The following is a 20437-nucleotide window of genomic DNA, read 5'->3' on the forward strand; positions in this document are numbered from 1 at the left end:
TCTTAAAGCGTTAGTTTTTTGTTGATGTCTTCAACAAACTTTTTAAATTGTTTGTCTGTAGAAACTAAATTGTCAACCGTTTTACAAGCGTGAAGAACAGTTGCGTGATCACGGTCTCCAATTTGTGAACCAATATTTGCCAAAGAAGCTTTAGTGAATTTCTTTGCAAAAAACATCGCTAATTGTCTTGCTTGTACAACGTGCCTCTTTCTTGTTTTAGACTGAAGTGTTTCAATATCCAATTGGAAATAGTCTGAAACAATTTTTTGAATATAATCGATTGAGATTTCTCTCTTTACATTTTTAACAAATTTCTCTACAACGCTTTTCGCTAACTCGATTGTAACTTCTTTTTTGTTGAAAGAAGACTGAGCGATTAACGAAATAATTGCACCTTCAAGCTCTCTAACATTTGATTTGATGTTACGAGCAACATATTCTAAGATATCTTCTGGCATTTCTACACCATCACGATATAAGATGTTTTTTAAGATTGAAATACGAGTTTCGTAATCAGGCTGGTGCAATTCTGCAGATAATCCCCATTTAAAACGAGACAATAATCTTTGTTCGATATCCTGCATGTCAACAGGAGCTTTATCAGAAGTTAAGATTACTTGTTTTCCGTTTTGGTGTAAATAGTTGAAAATATGAAAGAATACGTCTTGTGTTCCTGATTTTCCTGATAAAAACTGAACATCATCAATGATTAAAACATCGATTAACTGGTAAAAGTGAATAAAATCATTACGATTATTCTTTTTAACAGAATCAATGTATTGTTGCGTGAAAATCTCAGCTGAAATATATAAAACGGTCTTTTCCGGATACTTATCTTTTACTTCTACACCTATAGCATGTGCTAAGTGTGTTTTTCCTAAACCAACTCCTCCAAAAATCAATAACGGATTAAATGAAGTTCCTCCTGGTTTGTTAGCAACCGCCATACCCGCAGAACGAGCCAAACGGTTAGAATCTCCTTCTAAGAAATTATCAAAACTGTAGTTCGGATTTAACTGAGACTCAATTTTTAAATTTCTAATTCCAGGAATTACAAACGGATTTTTTAGTTCAGGATTTAAGTTTTTAAACGGAGCATCAACTTCTTGCGGTTTCATTGGCACTCTATTGGCACTTGGCAGCTGCTCGGTAAACGGCTGTTTGTTACCATAAGTGTTCTCCATTTTAATTTTATAGAGTAACTTTGCGTTTTTTCCCAGTTCTTTGGTTAACGCAACTTTCAACAATTTTACGTAGTGTTCTTCTAGCCACTCGTAGAAAAATTTACTTGGAACTTGAATATATAATGCGTTGTCGGTTAGCTCAACTGATTTGATTGGCTCAAACCAAGTTTTATATGCTTGGTCTTGAATATTATCCTTTATAAAGGACAAACAGTTTTCCCATACCGATTGAGCAGTTTTAGTCATAGATTCAGATAAATTTTTTATTATTGTTATAAAGATTCTCCTAATAAAAAAGGAGCAATTTTATTCCGTATTTCGGGATAACAAATATGTGAACAAATTTCTGTAAAAAAAAATATTTTGGTATCTAATTTTATAAAAAAAAGTTGTAAAAGGGCTTTTTAAATTCGAATTTTTTTAATATTTTATCAATGAAAAATCATCAGACTCAAGTACGAGTTCGTTACTCAGAAACCGACCAAATGGGAGTCGTTTATCACGGAAATTATGTTCCTTATTTTGAAATCGGACGCGTGGAATGGCTTAGAAATAAAGGAGTTTCGTATAAAAGTATGGAAGAAAGCGGAATTGGCCTCCCGATTGTGAACATGAATATAAATTACAAAAAATCGGCGAGATATGATGAACTTTTAACAATTCATACGACTTTCAAAAGTCACTCTTCTGTGAAGATCGAATTTGACTGCGCAATTTATAATGAGGCAAATGAGTTATTAACAACTGCATCATTTATTTTGGTATTTGTTGCGTTAAAAACAGGTCGTCCAACAGCTCCTCCAGACTATATTTTGGAAATATTTAAATCTCTTGAATAATTGTTAAAACGAGTAAGATTTTGATGTTAATTTATATTAATTTAATATCAATTTCGAACATTAAATCAAAAATGCTGAACACTGTTTCGGCATTTTTTTTTCGCGTTTTTGTCACAATTTTGCCAATTGGCAGTCCAGAAATTTCATCCATTTCCATTTCTTGAGATACGATTTCTAATTTTTTTTCTTTGATCACACGCATTACTTTATTCATGTTTTTGTAATCAAAAGAAATTAAAAATTCAACATCGATTGTTTTTTCGACGATCTCACAAACTTCTAAAGTCATTTGAGCAGTTGTTCTATAGGCTGCAATCAAACCGCCAACACCTAATTTTACTCCACCAAAAATACGAACCGCAACTACAAGAACGTTGGTTAATCCAAAAGATTGTATTTGTCCGTAAATTGGTGCTCCTGCTGTATTGCTAGGTTCACCGTCGTCATTTGCACGATATGAGATTTTGTTTCCAACTCCTATTTGATAAGCATAACAATAATGTACTGCATGTGGATGTTGTTTTTTAAGATCCTCAATAATAGGTTTTACTTCATCTTCATGATCTATCGGAAAGGCGTAGCCAAAGAATTTACTGCCTTTTTCTTTAAACAGTATTTCTTCAGATGCAAAAGCAATAGTTTGATAAGTATCGTTAATTTCCAAAAGCTGTATTCTAAATTCTATTTTATTTTTTTGCCACAGATTAAAGGATTTTAAAGGATTCTTTTTTTGGAAATCTGTGTAAATCCTTTAATCTGTGGCTTATTTTTTATTCTTAAAGTATGTTCTTTTTATAAAGGTCAACCACATCTTCTTTTCCAACTTGAAGATTCCATACTTTAATTCCTAAAGCTGCGGCGCTGTCTGTGTTTTCTGTTTTATCATCAACAAACAAAGTGTTTTCTGCAACTAGATTGTTCTGCTCTAAAACAAATTGATAAATTTTTGGATCTGGTTTTCTCATTCCAATATCAAATGAAAAATATACCTTTTCAAAACAAGCATAAAAATCTTTATAAAAAGAAACGCCACTTTTAGTTTCAAAAGTATTGATATGGATAGAATCGGTATTGCTCAATAAAAACAGACGGTATTTTTTAGATAATTCCTGAAGGAATTCCAAACGGTAAAATGGGAAATCTGCCAAAACAGCATTCCAGGCTTTTAAAATGTCTTCTTTAGAAGCATTTGGCAATTGTTTTTGAAAACCGCCGATAAAATCTTCTGGCGAAATACCTCCAACTTCAAATGAAAAGTTTAATTGATCAAAGTCAGCATTCCATTCTTTCATTCCCAATTTTTGTAAACCAGAAATGGTGGCAGGTTTATCTAAATTGATAAAAATATCTCCAAAGTCAAAAATTATTGCATCAATCATAATTTCTAATCTGTATTAATTCGTCGTTTAAAATATTGGTTTTTATACTGTTTTTTCTTGAAATAACTGGAGCTTTTGTTCCTTTGTTAAAATCTGTTTTTCCGATAAAAATTCGAGCTTCATCCCAAAGATTTTCATCTATAAAAGATTGTAATGTTTGTTTTCCGCCTTCAATAATTATCGATTGAATTTGATGTTGATATAAAACAGTTGCTATTTGAGGAATGATATTTTGGTTAAAATCAATTACTTCAAATTGAGTATTCTCTTTTGATGGTTTTGCTGTTTTAGAAAAAATGATGGTTTTTACAGTGTCATCAAAAATAAAACTGTTTTCATCAATTCGATTATTTTGATCAATCACCACTCTTGTCGGATTGTTTCCGTCCCAATCTCGTGCATTCAATTTTGGGTTGTCATCAACTACAGTTTGTGTTCCAACTAGAATAGCCTGTTCTTCAGTTCGCCATTTATGAACAAGTTGTCTAGAATATGGATTGGTAATCCAAACAGGTTTTCTTTCTTGTTCTAAAACTTTTTCAGGAGACAAAAATCCGTCCTGACTTTCTGCCCATTTCAAGATAATGTAAGGTCTCTTTTTTTGATGAAATGTAAAGAAACGTTTGTTTAATTGGTTGCATTCGTCTTCTAAAACTCCGACAGTAACATTTGCACCAGCTTCAATTAGTTTTAAAATGCCTTTTCCAGCAACTTTTTCGTTTGGATCAACAGTTCCAACAACTACATTCGGAATTTCATTAGCAATAATCAAATCACAACAAGGAGGTGTTTTTCCAAAATGACTGCAAGGTTCGAGGCTTACGTAAATTGTTGCTTTTTTCAACAATGATTTGTCTTTGACAGAATTTACTGCATTAACTTCCGCATGTGGTTCGCCTGCTTTTTTATGCCAACCCTCGCCAATAATTTGCCCGTCATAAACAATTACACTTCCAACCATTGGGTTCGGATACGTTGTTCCAAGCCCGTTTTGTGCCAGTTCTATACAGCGTTTTATGTATTTTTCATGTATATTCACAGTGCAAAAGTAATTAATTTTAAAGTTTTTGTCTAATGTCTTAGCTTAAGTTGTGAAACAATCCAGTTAGTTGTGATAGGATCAAAAAACAATATTTACTTTTGTGTTTATAATGATTTAGAATGAAAAAAATGGTAAATTGGCTTATACGAGCAATTGAAAAGAAAGATAATCAGTCAGTTGCAAGTTTAATCAGATCGGTTTTTGATGAAATGGAAATACCAAAAGTTGGAACTGCTTACGAAGATCCTTATTTGGATTTGATGTTTGAAGAATATAGTAAAGCGAAATCTGTATATTTTGTTGTCGAAAGTGATGGCGAAGTCGTAGGATGTGCAGGAATTGCGCCCCTAGAAAATGGTGATCCGAAAATTTGCGAATTGCAAAAAATGTATTTTTTGCCCAAAACACGAGGTCTGGGAATTGGAACCAAGTTAATGGAAATATGTTTGGAACAAGCTAAAGCTTTTGAATTTGAAAAATGTTATATAGAAACGATGCCTTTTATGCATGCCGCGCAAAAGCTGTATAAAAAATCTGGATTTGAATATTTAGACGCTCCGTTGGGAGCAACCGGGCATAATTCTTGCCCTGTTTGGATGTTGAAAGTTTTGTAGAAAAGATGTAACAAATCTTAACAAACGAGACTTATTGAGGTGAAAAATCAGTAATACTGATAACATAATGTTCAAAAATATCAAATGAAAATTAAACAATACCGTACTCAATTTATAAAAGAATTATCGCCTTTTTACGATGCGTACGAAGCGGAGAGTTTTTTTTATTTAGTTCTGGAAGACAAACATAAACTTCGTCAGATTGATTTAGCATTAAATCATGAATTGATGTTTGAAGAGAATGATTTTGTTATGTGGGACGAAATCTTGAAGCATTTAAAAAATGAAGTTCCGATTCAGTATTTACTGGGTAAAACACATTTTTACGGTTTAGATTTTGAAGTAAATGAAAATGTTTTAATTCCAAGACCTGAAACGGAGGAGTTGGTAGAATGGATTATCAATGAAAATGCTAGTCCAGATAAATCAAAAAAAATAAAGATTCTGGATATTGGTACAGGGAGTGGTTGTATTGCTATTTCTCTGGCAAAAAATCTTCCTAATGCAGAAGTAGTTGCCGTTGATGTTTCTAAAAAAGCCATTGAAACGGCAAAAAGAAATGCTGTAAGAAATAATGTTGATGTGACTTTTGTGCTTTTAGATATTTTAGAAACAGAGCAGCTTCGGTGTAATTTTGATATTATAGTTTCTAATCCGCCTTATGTCAGAAATTTGGAAAAGGAAGAAATCAAGAAAAATGTTTTGGATTACGAGCCTCATTTGGCTCTTTTTGTTGAAGATAACGATGCTTTGATTTTCTATAGAAAAATTGCAGAACTGGCAAAAAAAGGTCTTTTCGAAAAAGGAAAATTATATTTTGAAATCAACCAATATCTTGGAAAAGAAATGATTGATTTATTAGAAAATATGGATTTTAAAAATGTTGAATTGCGAAAAGATATTTACGATAATGATCGTATGTTGAAAGGTCATGTTTAATAGTTTTCAGTCTCAGTCACAGTTTTCAGTTGTCTACTGAGACTGAAAACTGCGACTAAATAATTATTCGTAACGTAACGCTTCAATAGGATCTAATTTTGAGGCTTTAATGGCTGGATATAAACCAGAAACAATTGCCACCATAAAACTTGTGCCGAAGGCAATAAGAATCGCTACCCATGGAATTACAAATGTAAATTTCATAGCGCTTGCTATTCCAAATCCCATAAGCATACCCAGGATAATTCCAACAAGACCTCCAATTTGCCCAATTAATAAAGTTTCAATAAAAAATTGAAAAGCAACGGTTGATCTTTTTGCTCCTAAAGCTTTGCGAACACCAATTTCTCGAGTACGTTCTGTAACCGAAACAATCATAATATTCATTAAAGCAATAGATGATCCTAAAATGGTAATAATGCTAATAATGGCTGAAGCCCAATCAAGATATTGTGTAATTCCTAAAATTCTATTTATTAAATCGTCGCTTCTGCCAATTCCAAAATTATTATCTCGCACAGGACTTAATTTACGAACTCTTCGCATGGTGCTTGTTGCATTGTCAATAGCTTGATCTAAAACTTCTTTTTTTGAAACCATGACACTGATGGTATAATTAATATTTGGCGCAGTAAATAAAGATCTCGCTACCTGAATCGGAATTAAAACACGTAAATCCTGACTGTTTCCAAAAGTGGAACCTTTTTCTTTTAAAACTCCAATGACTTTAAATCTGGCACCTCGAATTGAAATTATTTTGTCAATAGGATTGACATCTTTTAATAAGCCTTTTTCAAAATCAGAACCTACAACACAAGAATAAGTATTGTTTTCAATATCGAATTGATTAAATGAACGCCCTAATGTAGTTTCTAAACCAGAGTTTGAAATGAAATGTTCGTCAACACCTACAATTTTAATCTCAGGATCCGTTTTAGTGTCTAAATATTTCACTTCAGCTTTTGAAGTAGCTGTAAAAGAAAGGGAAGTTTCTGTAAAAGGATATTTGTATTTATTTTTGAAGGCAACCGCTTCTGGATAAGAAATGATTGGATTTACAATTTCACGTTCATTTCCACCGCGGTTTTTAAGATTGTTCTCGTATTGATTGATATTGAAAGTATTAGCTCCCATTGATGCAAAATTGGTTGAAACAGTATTTTCAAGTGCTGTAACAACTGTTAGAATTCCAACTAAAGCTGTAATTCCAATAGCGATAATTAAAACGGTAAGAACAGTACGCAGAATTTGGGCTTTGATGGAACCAAACGCAATTCGGATATTTTCTTTAAATAATTTTAGCATCATGACCAATTTGTCACGAAAATACGGTTTTTGTTACAAGTTTGTTTTCGAAGTGTTATTATTTATTTTAAAAAGTAAGATATTTGCAGGCGATTTTAAATTAAGTCGAAAGTTGGAAAGACAGAAAGTCAAAAACGGTAAAGCCAACAGTTAAAAAAATATAGAAATAAATTAATTTTAAGGGTTTTGTATTTTAGTTTCAAAAGAAATCTAAAATCTAAAATCAACAATCAAAAATAAAAGAGATGGCTTCAAAACCAAGTATTCCAAAAGGAACCAGAGATTTTTCACCTGCAGAGGTGTCAAAACGTCAATATATTATTCAGACAATAAAAGCGAATTTCGAGAAATTTGGTTTTCAACCAATCGAAACGCCTTCGTTTGAAAATTCAGATACTTTGATGGGAAAATATGGAGAAGAAGGAGATCGTTTAATTTTTAAAATTTTAAATTCTGGAAACTTTTTCTACAATAAGAGTAAAATTGAATTACCTGAGTCAATTGAAGAGTTACAACTGAATTCTGCTGAAAAAATCAGTTTAGAGCAAAGGATTGAATTGAATAAATTCACAGGAAAAATTTCGGAAAAAGCATTGCGTTACGATTTGACAGTTCCATTTGCGAGATATGTGGTGCAACACCAAAGCGAAATCGAATTTCCTTTCAAAAGATACCAAATCCAGCCCGTTTGGAGAGCAGATAATCCGCAAAAAGGACGTTTTAGAGAATTTTTCCAATGTGATGCCGATGTTGTGGGGTCAAAATCACTTTGGCAAGAAGTGGAACTAGTTCAATTGTATGATACCGTTTTTACGGCTCTAGGTTTAGAAGGCGTTACGATTAAAATCAACAACAGAAAAATTTTATCTGGAATTGCTGAAGTAATTGGCGCTTCAGATAAATTAATTGATTTTACAGTTGCTCTTGATAAATTGGATAAAATTGGAGAAGACGGTGTTAAAAAAGAAATGATTGAAAAAGGAATTGCCGAAGAAGCTTTGGTAAAAGTACAGCCTCTTTTTAATTTCACAGGAACTTTTGCTGATAAAATTGCGCAGCTTTCAGATTTACTAGCTTCATCAGAAGAAGGAATGAAAGGTGTTGAAGAACTTAAATTTATCTGTGACAATGTTGCAGAATTAGGACTTTCAACTGCAATTTTAGATTTAGATGTGACCTTGGCTCGTGGTTTAAATTATTACACTGGAGCTATTTTTGAAGTTGCCGCTCCAAAAACGGTTGCCATGGGTTCTATCGGTGGTGGCGGAAGATACGACGATTTGACTGGTATTTTTGGTTTGAAAAATATGAGTGGTGTCGGAATTTCTTTTGGATTAGATAGAATTTATTTGGTTTTAGAAGAATTACAATTGTTTCCTGAAACAGTTGCAGCGACTTCAAAAGCAATGTTTATTAATTATGGAAACAAAGAAGCGTTATATGCTTCAAAAGCAATTCAGAAATTAAGAAAAGAAAATATAAAAGTAGAATTGTATCCTGACAATGTAAAAGTGGGGAAACAATTTCAATATGCAGACAAGCGTTTTATTCCATTTGCGGTAATTGCTGGAGATCAGGAAATTGAATCGAATACTTTTGCGCTTAAAAATTTAGTGACAGGAGAGCAGGTTTCTGTTGATTTTGAAGGATTGAAGAATGCTTTACTTTAAGAAACAGATTTTTAAATTTTTTGTTTCACGCTGATTTTACAGATTTGAGCAGATTTAATTTGATTTTTTTATTTAAAAATCTGTGCATATCTGCTGAGATCTTTTTGAAATCTGCGTGAAATAACTTTTTTTTCATAATAGATTCTTAGAATAAAATGACTTTGTTTTACGCAGATTATGAGAATCTTAAGAGGTTTAATCTGATTTTAATAGAATAAAAATCCGGTTGCATTTGCCAAAAGCCTTTTAAAATCTGCGTGAAATAGTTGCGGGACAAGAAAAAATGCTTTTAATTTGCCACCTCAAGTTACGGGCGTAGTTCAAGGGTAGAATAGCGGTCTCCAAAACCGTTGATGGGGGTTCGAATCCCTCCGCCCGTGCAAAAAAACAATGACAATCTTGTCATATAAAAGCTCAAGCATAAAAAAAAGCTTCGTCTCTATAGGCGAAGCTTTTTTTAATATAAGGTAAATTTGAATTAATAATTATTTTGAGGCCGAGGCCAACCCTTAAATTCAATTTTGGTGGTAATAATTTATGCTTTTATGCTATCAAAGATAAAATAACTATAACGTAATAGTCTTAAAATTATACTAAATTTTAATTGGTTATTTTTGTTTTTTAAAAGTCTCATAATTAATAAAGTGACAATTTGACATTTTACAAGATTTGGCAGTACTTTTGCAATCCAACAAAAAGAAATAAAAATGAAGTTTAAAAATATTTTTAAAAATAAAAGTAATATGACTACGGAAAATACAGAATTCGATCAGGAATTAGATGATGCAACGATAGAGACTAACGCTAATGGAGAGCAGTTAATTGTTGAAGAATTAAGTGTTGAAGAGCAATTGGCTCAAGACTTGGCTAAAGAAAAAGATAAGTTTTTGAGATTATTCGCCGAATTTGAAAATTACAAAAAAAGAACTTCAAAAGAGCGTCTTGAATTATTTAAAACAGCAAACCAAGAAGTTTTATTGGCAATGCTTCCAGTTTTAGATGATTTTGACAGAGCTGCTGTAGAAATCAACAAATCTGAGGACGAAAACCTTAAAAAAGGAGTAGAGTTAATTCATGAAAAATTGAAAAATACTTTAATTTCTAAAGGTTTGGAACAAGTTGAAATTCAAGCAGGAGATGCTTTTAATGCTGATATCGCTGAGGCAATCACTCAAATTCCAGCTCCGTCTGACAAATTAAAAGGGAAAATTGTTGATGTTATTGAAAAAGGATACAAATTAGGAGACAAAATTATTCGTTTCCCTAAAGTTGTTGTTGGAAACTAAAATACAGGAAGTTTCAGAAATTCAGTTTTTTAAAATTGGAATTTGGAATTTTTAAGATTTGGAATTTAATCTAGATTATGAAAAAAGATTTTTACGAAATACTAGGCATTTCAAAAAATGCTGATGCTGCCGAAATTAAAAAAGCATACAGAAAAAGTGCTTTAAAATACCACCCTGATAAAAACCCAGGCGACAAAGAGGCAGAAGAAAACTTTAAATTGGCAGCAGAAGCTTATGAAGTTTTAAGTGATCCGCAGAAAAAAGCGAAATACGATCAATACGGACATCAAGCATTTGATGGTTCTGGCGGATTTGGCGGCGGTCACGGCGGTATGAATATGGATGACATTTTCAGCCAATTTGGTGATATTTTTGGTGGCGGATTTGGCGGTTTCGGAGGCGGAGGCGGAGGTCCTCGTCGTGCTAAAGGAAGCAATCTTCGAATTAAAGTGAAATTGACTTTAGAAGAAATTGCAAATGGAGTAGAGAAAAAAGTAAAAGTAAAACGTAAAGTTCAGGCAAAAGGTGTAACGTATAAAACTTGTACGACTTGTAATGGTCAAGGTCAAGTAATGCGTGTAACCAATACCATTTTAGGAAGAATGCAATCTGCGTCAACTTGTCCTACTTGTGGCGGTTCTGGTCAGATTTTAGATAAAAAACCTTCTGAGGCAGATTCTCAAGGAATGGTTCAAGAAGACGAAACGGTTTCAATCAAAATTCCTGCGGGAGTTGTTGACGGAATGCAGTTAAAAGTGGCTAATAAGGGTAACGACGCACCAGGGAACAGTATTCCTGGAGATTTAATTGTTGCCATTGAAGAAGTTGAGCACGAATTCTTGAAACGTGAAGGTGAAAATGTTCACTTCGATTTATATATCAGTTTCCCTGAAGCTGTTTTGGGAGCTTCTAAAGATATTGAAGCAATCAACGGAAAAGTTCGTATTAAATTAGAAGAAGGAATCCAGTCTGGAAAAATCTTAAGATTAAAAGGAAAAGGAATTCCAAGTTTAAATGGTTACGGAAGCGGAGATTTACTAGTTCACGTAAACGTTTGGACTCCAAAAACATTAAATAAAGAGCAAAAACAATTCTTTGAAAATGCTTTAAACGACGAGCACTTTGCTCCAAGTCCAGAGAAATCAGAGAAATCATTCTTTGAAAAAGTAAAAGATATGTTTTCATAATCTGAACTTTTTTTAAATTAATATATTGAAAACCCATTCTAACGCAAATTAGAATGGGTTTTTTATGTTATATAACACAATTTCGCTTCGAATTATTTACTTTTACAGTCGCTGAGTCTTAACAGGCGAAGTAACGCAGTAAATCCTTAAAAATAACATGAGCAACTTACTTGAAGTACGTAACGTCGTAAAACAATACGGCGATTATGTAGCGCTTAACGAAGTTTCATTAAATGTGCCAAAAGGCAGTATATATGGACTTTTAGGTCCGAATGGAGCTGGAAAAACTTCTCTTATCAGAATCATAAACCAAATTACAATGCCCGATAGTGGCGAAATAATTTTGGATGGTGAAAAACTACAACCCAAACACGTACAAACTATCGGATACCTTCCAGAAGAAAGAGGTTTGTATAGCTCTATGAAAGTGGGCGAGCAATGTTTGTATTTGGCTCAGATGAAAGGACTTTCTAAAACTGAAGCCAAAAAACAATTGGATTATTGGTTTGATCGTTTAGGAATTCAAGGTTGGTGGAACAAGAAAATCCAAGAACTTTCTAAAGGAATGGCGCAGAAAATCCAATTTGTTGTTTGCGTATTGCATAAACCAAAATTGCTGATTTTAGATGAACCTTTCTCTGGATTTGATCCTGTTAATGCTAATATTATTAAAGATGAAATTTTGGCATTAAAAGAACAAGGTTCAACTATTATTTTCTCAACACACCGAATGGAAAGTGTAGAAGAACTTTGTGAAAATATTGCTTTAATTCATAAATCAAATAAACTAATTGAAGGAAAAGTGGGTGATGTAAAACGTCAGTTTCGTACTCATAGTTTTGAAGTAGGAATTTTGACAAATAATGTTGAAGGTTTGATGTATGATATTACACAAAAATTTACTGTTTCTCCTGCCAGTTTTAAATCTTTAAATGATGATTTGAAATTAAATATTCAAATTGGAGATTCTTCACCAAATGAATTATTACATCTTTTAACGCAACGCGGACAAGTAACACACTTTGTGGAAAAAATTCCAAGTATAAACGATATTTTTATTCAGACAGTAACTGAAAACAAGAAGTTAAATTCCAATAATTAAATTCCAAAATCCAAATTTTATACCTTGAAGTGGAATTTGGAATTTAGAATTTGAAATTTAAAAATATTTATGAGTATTATTTCATTAATTATAAAAAGAGAATTTATTGCCAAAGTCCGCAATAAATCTTTTGTTGTCATGACTTTTTTGAGTCCGCTTTTATTTGTGGCTATAGCTGTTTTTATTGGTTATTTAAGTTCAATGAAAGCAGAAACCAAACGAATTGCAATTCATGACGAAACAGGACTTTTTGCTTCTGATTTTTTAAAGGAAAATAAAAAAGGAGCTGAATTCAAGTATTACAATTTATCAGAAATTGAGATTGCAGTCTTAAAAGACAGTATTGCAAAAGAGAATTTTAATGGTTTAATTGTTATTCCGAAAACAGAAAATATTAATGATTTAGGAAGTAAAGTTGAGTTTATATCGAATGATAGTCCTAGTATTTCTTTTATCGAAAGTACGCAGGATGTTATTGCTTCAAAAATCACGAAAATAAATTTAGAACAATTAAAACTAGATACTTTGGCAATCCAGAAAGCGCAATCAAATGTCAATATTCATTTGGTAAAAGCTTCTGGAGAAGAAAGTTTGAAAGGTTTAAATGAAATTAAAATCGGAATTGGAGGAGCATTTGGTTACTTGATTATGATGTTTATTATCATTTACGGAAACATGGTAATGAGAAGCGTAATCGAAGAAAAAACAAACCGAATTATCGAAATTATTATTTCATCGGTAAAACCATTTCAGTTAATGATTGGAAAAATCGTTGGAACTTCATTGGCTGGAATTCTGCAATTTATGATCTGGGCAATTATTGGTTTAGGATTAATGTTTGCGGCTTCTGCTTTTTTTGGAGTAAATGTTGGCCCATCAGCCAGGATTTCACCAGAAATGATGCATTCTGCTGAGCAACAATTTTCTGGTTCAGCCCAAATGTACATTGCAGAATTATGGAATCTGCCAATTGCCAGTATTATAATTGGTTTTGTAATTTATTTTATTGGAGGATATTTTCTATACAGTTCATTTTACGCCGCAATTGGAGCCGCAGTTGATAATCAAACCGATTCGCAACAATTTTTACTGCCAATTATAATGCCTTTGATTTTAAGTGTATATATCGGATTTTTTACAGTTGTAAATGATCCGCACGGAACGATTGCTGTAGCGTTTTCAATGATTCCATTAACATCGCCGATTGTAATGCTAATGCGTATTCCGTTTGGCGTGCCGTGGTGGCAAATCGCAATTTCGGTATCATTATTGTTTGCTACCTTTTTCCTTGTAGTTTGGTTCGCTGCAAAAATTTACCGTGTAGGTATTTTAATGTACGGTAAAAAACCAAGCTGGAAAGAATTGTATAAATGGCTTAAATATTAGTTTTTAAGTTACAAAGTGACAGAGAGACAAAGTAGCAAAGGTTTTTATTTTGATGCTTTGAATTGTGGCTACTTTGAATCTTAAGAAAGATTGTATAACGGTTGTAAGGTATGAAATGGCGAGAAAGATTTTAAACTTTGTCCCTTTGTCCCTTTGCAACTTTGAACCTTTAAAAAAGAATGAGTAAAATACTAATTATCGAAGACGAAGCAGCGATCAGAAGAGTTTTGGTGAAAATATTATCAGAAGAAAATGATTCGTATCAAGTTGATGAAGCTGAAGATGGTGTTGCGGGACTTGAAAAAATAAAAAACAACGATTACGATTTGGTTTTGTGCGATATCAAAATGCCAAAAATGGACGGTGTTGAGGTTTTAGAAGAAGTAAAAAAGATAAAACCAGAAATTCCGATGGTGATGATTTCAGGTCATGGCGATATGGAAACTGCGATTCATACGATGCGTTTAGGAGCTTTTGATTATATCTCAAAACCACCAGATTTAAATCGTTTACTGAATACGGTTCGCAATGCTTTAGATAAAAAACAATTAGTTGTTGAGAATAAAATTCTAAAGAAAAAAGTCAGCAAAAATTACGAAATGATTGGTGATAGCGAATCTATCAATCATATCAAAGTGATGATTGATAAAGTAGCTCAAACCGAAGCCAGAGTTTTGATTACCGGACCAAACGGAACAGGAAAAGAATTAGTAGCACATCAATTACATGAAAAAAGCGAGCGTTCTAATTTTCCTTTAATTGAAGTGAACTGTGCAGCTATTCCGAGTGAATTGATTGAAAGTGAATTGTTCGGGCATGTAAAAGGTGCTTTTACATCGGCAGTGAAAGATCGTGCAGGAAAATTTGAAGCAGCCGATAAAGGAACTATTTTCTTAGATGAAATTGGCGATATGAGTCTTTCGGCGCAAGCCAAAGTTTTAAGAGCACTTCAAGAAAGTATGATTACAAGAGTAGGTGCCGATAAAGATATTAAAGTTGATGTTCGTGTCGTTGCGGCAACGAATAAAGATTTAAAAACAGAAATTGCCGAAGGTCGTTTCCGTGAAGATTTATACCATCGTCTGGCTGTAATTTTGATAAAAGTTCCACCTTTGAATGAAAGACGTGATGATATTCCAGCATTGATTAAGCACTTTGCAGAGAAAATCGCTTCAGAACAAGGAAATGCTGTTAAAGTATTTTCAGCACAAGCTATCAAATTATTGCAAGAATACGATTGGACGGGAAATATTCGTGAACTCCGAAATGTTGTAGAAAGATTGATTATTTTGGGAGGAAACGAAATCTCTGAAACAGATGTAAAGCTGTTTGCAAGTAAATAAATGATTTAGTTTTTCAATCTGAAATCTAAAGTCATAAATCTAAAATTTAGAAATGAAACTAAAAAAAATAAACGAGAAATTACAAGACGGTTTAATCGAATATGGTTTAACTGAAGCAAATGCTTTGCAGATGGAAACTTTTTCGACCATAAAAAGTGGTGCAGATTGTGTGATTATTTCTCCAAAAGGAAGTGGAAAAACAACAACGATTGTTTTAAATGTAATTCAGCAATTAGCAGGAAAAACAGAAGAATCCCCAAGAGCGTTGATTATTGTTGAAGACAAAGCGAAAGTTTTAGAAATGGTAGATCTTTTTAATAAATATGGAAAATATACCAATTTAGAGATCTATGGCGTAAACGAAAAAGGCGATATGGATTACGATAAAAACTACGTTTCTACAGGAATCGATGTTTTAATTGGAACGCCAACCAAGTTAAACGATATGTTCAGCACGGCGGGTTACAATGTAAATCGTCTAAAAATGTTTATTGTGGATGATGCAGATCCAATTTTGAAATTACGTCATGATCCAAAAATCACGCGTATTTCTAACAGTATTGCTAAAGTGCAACGAATTATCTTTTCTGAAACTTTGACAGAACGTATCGAAATTTTGGCAGACAAAATCATGGTCGAACCTTATTTGTTTGATATGGACGAAGATGGAGAAGAGCTTGATGAGGAAGAAGACGATATTGAAGAAGAATAAAAAATAGTTTACAGTCCCGGTTAACAGTTTGATATTGGAAATCGGGATTTTTTTATAAATAGTTTTAGTAAGCGGTTTAATTGAAAACTGTGACTGAGACTAAAAACTTAATAACAAAAAGAGTATCATGGGATTAATGAAAGTATTTTCAGGAAGCGAAATATTAGCAATTGCTTTACAAGAAAGATTAGAAGAAGCAGGAGTAGAAACAGTAAAAAAAGATAATATTCAGTCGGCTCGTTTGGGAGGTTTTGGTCAAACAGATTTGGCTGTTGAGGTTTTTATTCAGGAAACCGATTTTGCAAAAGCAAATCCTGTTATCGAAGAATTTAGAATGAGCCTTTAAAAAAGTGTTCAGTGTTCAGTCACAGTTCTCAGTCTCATAACTGTAAACTGTGACTGAAAACTGTGACTGAAAACTAAAAAAAACATGCAATACAAAATGTTAGTGCTCGACATGGATGATACCTTGTTGACAGACGATCATAAAATATCAGATTTAAATAAAAAAGTAATATTAGAAGCTCAAGCAAAGGGGGTTTATGTTGTTCTGGCTTCGGGACGACCAACAATTGCAATGACTTCTTATGCAAAAGAATTGGAACTAGATTTAAACGATTCGTATATCATTTCGTTTAATGGAGCTATTGTAAGTACTGTAAAAGACGATTTAATTTTATTTGAACAAAAGTTAACCGTAGAACAAATTCACGCGTTGTACGATTATAGCGTTAAAATGAAAACAGATATCATCACTTATTTGGATGATCAAATTATAAGCGAAACAGATTCTGAATACATAGAAGTAGAAAAAGAAATAACTGGAATGGTGCACCATAAAGTTTCAGACTTTAAAAATTATGTAGACAGACCCGCAGTAAAATGTATTTTATTGCAAAAACCTGAATATTTAAAACCACTTGAAGAGGATTTAAAAAATCTGATGCCTCATTTGAGTGTTTCGATGTCGAAACCTTTTTTCTTAGAAGCAGCACAGCAGGGAATTGATAAAGCAGCAAGTATCAAATTTTTGGCAGATAAACTGGGAATTCATCAAAGTGAAATTATTGCGGTAGGAAACGCCGGAAATGACTTAACGATGATAGAATATGCTGGTTTAGGAGTTTGGGTTGATAATGTAACGCCTGAACTTCGCGATAAAGCCGATATAATTGTGGCTTCAAACAATAATGATGGTGTTGCTGAAGTGGTAACACGATATATTTTAAACTAAATAAAGATGAAGAATTCAATAGAGACCGAACGCTTGATTTTACGGGAATTACAACTTTCTGATGCAGAAGGAATGTTCGAATTGGATTCGAATCCGAACGTACATTTGTTTCTTGGTAATAAGCCTGTAAAGCATATTGATGAAAGTATTGAGTATATCAAATTTGTTCAAAAACAATATAAAGATTTTGGAACAGGAAGGTGGGCTGTTGTTTTAAAAGAAACAAACGAGTTTATTGGCTGGTCTGGAATAAAATATATTACCGATGAAATCAATAATCACAGAAACTTTTACGAGTTAGGTTATCGTTTTATCGAAAAACATTGGGGTAAAGGTTATGCGACTGAAGTAGGAAAAGCTTTTATTGATCGTGCTTTTAACGAAATGAAAGTAGAAGTGCTTTATGCTTATGCAGATGCGGGAAACGAAAATTCAAGAAAGATTCTGGAAAAATTAGGTTTCCATTTTGTGAATTCTTTCGAATACAATGAAGAATTAGAAGTTTGGTACGAACTTAAGAATCCGAACTTGATATAAAAAATGAATTCCAAATCTTTACAAACTTAAAAGTCAGTAAAGATTTGGAATCAATTAAAGAGTAATATTTAAAAATATTATTTTTTAGCTACAGAAACAAAATATTTATTTCCGTCACCCATAGTTAATTTTACACGTTCGTCGCAAAGATCGATAGCAAAATTAGCACTTTCGTAACAGCTGCAAGTAGTGTTTTTGTCTTTAGACATTTCTGTTTTACAGTTGTTGTTTTTAAAAGTAGTCAATTGTGGTGTGTATAGACTTACTAAATCAGTAGAAGCAGTTACCAAAGAAATAATACTTGCTGAATTATTATTAGTAATTCTGTACACGATTCTATCTGTATAGTTTACATCGTTAACTGTTACTTTACGAATGTAGGTATATGCTGTAGATCCTTCACCTGGTTCTTTTACTTCAAATTTAAATCCAACAGCACGAATAGCAACGTCAAATTGTTGTTGAGAATTCAAGCTCGCCCAAGTTGTTAATGTACTAATAGTAGGAAATGGATTTGCATTTGCAGCTGGAGCATTAGTTTGCGCTTGCGAACTAAAAATGGTTAAGAACATCAAGCAGATTGTGGGTAAAAATGCTTTCATAAAGTGGTATTTGTTATTATAATTTTTGCCTACTCTCTTTGGTTTTCGGCTTTCCCATTTCATTTTGTAACACAAAACAACAACATAACGAGTAAAATTCAAAATTGTTATGCTCGAATTATTATTAAATTAATTAAAGCGTGTTAAAATTCTTAAATCTGAATTTATTTTATACGAGAATCATAACAAAAGTAAATGTAAGAAATTTTGAATTTAAAACAGTTAAAAATGTACTTAATCGATAAAATTTGCATTTAATCGATTATTTTGTCATTTTATTCTTATTGAATGATATAAAAATCAGGGTTTTAAAGTCGTGTTTTTATAAAAATAGAAACTAATAAAATCACTTTTGAATGTTTCTAAATTAACATTCGACGCAAATTATTGATTCGAAGTAAATTAATCGCTTTCTTTTGATGAATATTGTTCGTAAATTTGCGGCCTTAAATTTTTTGACAACGATTTCATTAATTTAAGACAGATTATGGAAAATAGAAAAAAAGTTGCCTTTTATACGCTGGGTTGTAAACTGAATTTTTCAGAGACTTCTACAATTGCCAGAAATTTTAATGACGAAGGTTTTGACCGCGTCGATTTTGAAGAAATAGCAGATATTTATGTTATCAATACTTGCTCTGTAACCGAAAATGCAGATAAGCAGTTTAAGCAGGTAGTTAGAAAAGCAATGAAGCTGAATGAAAAAGCTTTTGTTGCGGCTGTTGGCTGTTATGCTCAATTAAAACCAGAAGAATTAGCGTCTGTCGATGGTGTTGATTTGGTTTTGGGAGCGACAGAAAAATTCAAAATCACAGATTATATCCATGATTTAAGCAAGAACGATATGGGTGAAGTTCACTCATGCGAAATTGCCGAAGCTGATTTCTACGTTGGAAGTTATTCTATCGGAGATCGTACCAGAGCATTTTTGAAAGTTCAGGATGGTTGCGATTATAAATGTACATATTGTACAATTCCATTAGCAAGAGGAATTTCTAGAAGTGATGCTTTGGAAAATGTATTGAAAAATGCCAAAGAAATCTCAGCTCAAAATATTCGTGAAATTGTTTTAACTGGTGTAAATATTGGAGATTACGGAAAAGGGGAGTTCGGAAACAAAAAACACGAACATACTTTTCTGGATTTAGTTCAAGCCTTAGACAAAGTAGAAGGAATTGAGCGTTTACGAATTTCTTCAATCGAACCGAATTTATTGAAAAACGAAACAATCGAATTCGTTTCAAAAAGCCGCACTTTTGTACCGCACTTTCATATTCCGCTACAATCTGGAAGTAATGATATTTTGAAATTAATGAAACGTCGTTATTTACGTGAAGTTTATATTGATCGAGTTGCCAAAATTCGCGAAGTAATGCCTCACGCTTGTATTGGTGTAGACGTTATCGTTGGTTTCCCAGGAGAAACAGACGAGCATTTCTTGGAAACGTATCATTTCTTAAACGAATTAGATATTTCGTATTTACACGTATTTACCTATTCAGAAAGAGATAATACAGAAGCAGTAGACATGGAAGGTGTTGTTCCTTCAAATGTAAGAGCAAAACGCAGTAAAATGCTTCGTGGTTTATCGGTTAAAAAACGTCGTGCTTTTTACGAAAGTCAATTAGGAACGAATAGAACTGTTCTTTTTGAAGGAGAAAATAAAGAAGGTTACATTCACGGATTTACAGAAAATTACGTAAAAGTAAAAACACCTTGGAATCCTGAATTGGTAAATACTTTGCAAGAAATCAACTTAACCAAAATCGACGAAGACGGAAGTGTTCGTTTGGAGTTTTTGAATAAACTTGCTGAGGTTTAAGATTTAGATGCTTAAGAACTTTGTCAAAGTTTCAAACTTTGACAAAGTCGACAAACAAAAAAGATACATAAAGTATTGTCATTCTGAGGAACGAAGAATCACACTCGAAACTCTACAAAGATTGACAATTAAAGCATACGGAATTACTAGTGTGATTCCTCGTTCCTCGGAATGACAAAAAAAGCTCTTTTAATTTATAAAAGAGCTTTTTTTGATTAAAATTCTTCGTGAATCTCTGCGAAAATCTTGGTGTG

At 32.7% G+C, this 20437-nt stretch carries 19 protein-coding genes, 1 tRNA gene and 1 pseudogene; 15 read left to right on the plus strand and 6 right to left on the minus strand.

Annotated elements, in window-relative coordinates:
• Nucleotides 1–2: 2 nt before the first annotated feature.
• On the minus strand, nt 3–1430 hold the full coding sequence (gene dnaA, locus NQQ59_RS15090) for a chromosomal replication initiator protein DnaA (RefSeq protein ID WP_095931847.1): 1428 nt from the start codon (nt 1428–1430) through the stop codon (nt 3–5).
• Between the two features lie 188 nt (nt 1431–1618).
• Here dnaA and NQQ59_RS15095 point away from each other — a divergent pair, with 188 nt between their 5' ends.
• Nucleotides 1619–2023 carry an acyl-CoA thioesterase gene (locus NQQ59_RS15095; protein WP_144218242.1) on the plus strand — a complete coding sequence of 135 codons (405 nt, stop codon included), beginning with the start codon at nt 1619–1621 and terminating at the stop codon, nt 2021–2023.
• 31 nt (nt 2024–2054) lie between these two features.
• On the opposite strand, the gene NQQ59_RS15100 is transcribed toward NQQ59_RS15095, so the two are convergent.
• The 3 genes from NQQ59_RS15100 to ribD all read right to left on the minus strand — a co-directional run bounded on the left by NQQ59_RS15100 (nt 2055) and on the right by ribD (nt 4441).
• The gene (locus NQQ59_RS15100) at nt 2055–2687 is read right to left on the minus strand and encodes an IMPACT family protein (RefSeq protein WP_144218244.1); all 633 of its coding nucleotides are present in this window, start codon (nt 2685–2687) and stop codon (nt 2055–2057) included.
• Between the two features lie 112 nt (nt 2688–2799).
• Nucleotides 2800–3402: an HAD family hydrolase gene (locus NQQ59_RS15105; RefSeq protein ID WP_144218247.1), complete on the minus strand. Its 603-nt coding sequence runs from the start codon at nt 3400–3402 to the stop codon at nt 2800–2802.
• The gene (gene ribD / locus NQQ59_RS15110) at nt 3395–4441 is read right to left on the minus strand and encodes a bifunctional diaminohydroxyphosphoribosylaminopyrimidine deaminase/5-amino-6-(5-phosphoribosylamino)uracil reductase RibD (protein ID WP_144218249.1); all 1047 of its coding nucleotides are present in this window, start codon (nt 4439–4441) and stop codon (nt 3395–3397) included. Before ribD ends, NQQ59_RS15105 begins: the two co-directional genes overlap by 8 nt.
• A gap of 131 nt (nt 4442–4572) precedes the next feature.
• On the opposite strand from ribD, the gene NQQ59_RS15115 reads away from it, so the two are divergent.
• Both NQQ59_RS15115 and prmC read left to right on the plus strand, forming a co-directional pair.
• Nucleotides 4573–5058 (plus strand): GNAT family N-acetyltransferase, encoded by a 486-nt coding sequence (locus tag NQQ59_RS15115; protein ID WP_144219823.1) that lies wholly within the window; start codon nt 4573–4575, stop codon nt 5056–5058.
• Between the two features lie 75 nt (nt 5059–5133).
• A pseudogene (gene prmC / locus NQQ59_RS15120) lies at nt 5134–5997 on the plus strand (peptide chain release factor N(5)-glutamine methyltransferase); the annotation flags it as partial.
• A gap of 63 nt (nt 5998–6060) precedes the next feature.
• Here prmC and NQQ59_RS15125 read toward each other — a convergent pair.
• Complete coding sequence (locus NQQ59_RS15125; protein WP_144218253.1) at nt 6061–7305, minus strand: ABC transporter permease; 1245 nt, start codon at nt 7303–7305, stop codon at nt 6061–6063.
• A 242-nt stretch (nt 7306–7547) separates the two neighbouring features.
• Here NQQ59_RS15125 and hisS point away from each other — a divergent pair, with 242 nt between their 5' ends.
• The 11 genes from hisS to NQQ59_RS15180 all read left to right on the plus strand — a co-directional run bounded on the left by hisS (nt 7548) and on the right by NQQ59_RS15180 (nt 17759).
• Nucleotides 7548–8972, plus strand: a complete 1425-nt coding sequence (hisS, locus tag NQQ59_RS15130) for a histidine--tRNA ligase (RefSeq protein ID WP_144218255.1) — start codon at nt 7548–7550, stop codon at nt 8970–8972.
• A gap of 309 nt (nt 8973–9281) precedes the next feature.
• A tRNA-Trp gene (locus tag NQQ59_RS15135) sits at nt 9282–9352 on the plus strand.
• A 327-nt stretch (nt 9353–9679) separates the two neighbouring features.
• Nucleotides 9680–10258, plus strand: coding sequence for a nucleotide exchange factor GrpE (locus NQQ59_RS15140; protein WP_144218257.1), 579 nt, complete (start codon nt 9680–9682; stop codon nt 10256–10258).
• A 77-nt stretch (nt 10259–10335) separates the two neighbouring features.
• Nucleotides 10336–11445 carry a molecular chaperone DnaJ gene (gene dnaJ, locus NQQ59_RS15145; RefSeq protein WP_144218259.1) on the plus strand — a complete coding sequence of 370 codons (1110 nt, stop codon included), beginning with the start codon at nt 10336–10338 and terminating at the stop codon, nt 11443–11445.
• 157 nt (nt 11446–11602) lie between these two features.
• Nucleotides 11603–12547, plus strand: coding sequence for an ABC transporter ATP-binding protein (locus NQQ59_RS15150; protein ID WP_144218261.1), 945 nt, complete (start codon nt 11603–11605; stop codon nt 12545–12547).
• Nucleotides 12548–12616: 69 nt separating this feature from the next.
• Complete coding sequence (locus NQQ59_RS15155; protein WP_144218263.1) at nt 12617–13933, plus strand: ABC transporter permease; 1317 nt, start codon at nt 12617–12619, stop codon at nt 13931–13933.
• Between the two features lie 179 nt (nt 13934–14112).
• Nucleotides 14113–15276 carry a sigma-54-dependent transcriptional regulator gene (locus NQQ59_RS15160; protein WP_144218265.1) on the plus strand — a complete coding sequence of 388 codons (1164 nt, stop codon included), beginning with the start codon at nt 14113–14115 and terminating at the stop codon, nt 15274–15276.
• Between the two features lie 52 nt (nt 15277–15328).
• On the plus strand, nt 15329–15988 hold the full coding sequence (locus NQQ59_RS15165) for a DEAD/DEAH box helicase (protein WP_144218267.1): 660 nt from the start codon (nt 15329–15331) through the stop codon (nt 15986–15988).
• Between the two features lie 127 nt (nt 15989–16115).
• The gene (locus NQQ59_RS15170) at nt 16116–16334 is read left to right on the plus strand and encodes a putative signal transducing protein (protein WP_144218269.1); all 219 of its coding nucleotides are present in this window, start codon (nt 16116–16118) and stop codon (nt 16332–16334) included.
• An 84-nt stretch (nt 16335–16418) separates the two neighbouring features.
• The gene (locus NQQ59_RS15175; protein WP_144218271.1) at nt 16419–17222 is read left to right on the plus strand and encodes a Cof-type HAD-IIB family hydrolase; all 804 of its coding nucleotides are present in this window, start codon (nt 16419–16421) and stop codon (nt 17220–17222) included.
• A 6-nt stretch (nt 17223–17228) separates the two neighbouring features.
• Nucleotides 17229–17759, plus strand: coding sequence for a GNAT family N-acetyltransferase (locus NQQ59_RS15180; protein WP_144218273.1), 531 nt, complete (start codon nt 17229–17231; stop codon nt 17757–17759).
• A 77-nt stretch (nt 17760–17836) separates the two neighbouring features.
• Here the strand turns inward: NQQ59_RS15180 and NQQ59_RS15185 are convergent, their stop codons facing one another.
• A complete protein-coding gene (locus NQQ59_RS15185; RefSeq protein ID WP_144218275.1) occupies nt 17837–18361 on the minus strand; it encodes a hypothetical protein in 525 nt (174 codons plus the stop codon).
• Nucleotides 18362–18848: 487 nt separating this feature from the next.
• Between NQQ59_RS15185 and mtaB the strand changes: the two genes are divergently transcribed.
• Nucleotides 18849–20183, plus strand: a complete 1335-nt coding sequence (gene mtaB / locus NQQ59_RS15190; protein WP_144218277.1) for a tRNA (N(6)-L-threonylcarbamoyladenosine(37)-C(2))-methylthiotransferase MtaB — start codon at nt 18849–18851, stop codon at nt 20181–20183.
• Nucleotides 20184–20437 lie beyond the last annotated feature (254 nt).

The organism is Flavobacterium panacis, from assembly GCF_024649945.1.
GTDB lineage: Bacteria > Bacteroidota > Bacteroidia > Flavobacteriales > Flavobacteriaceae > Flavobacterium > Flavobacterium panacis.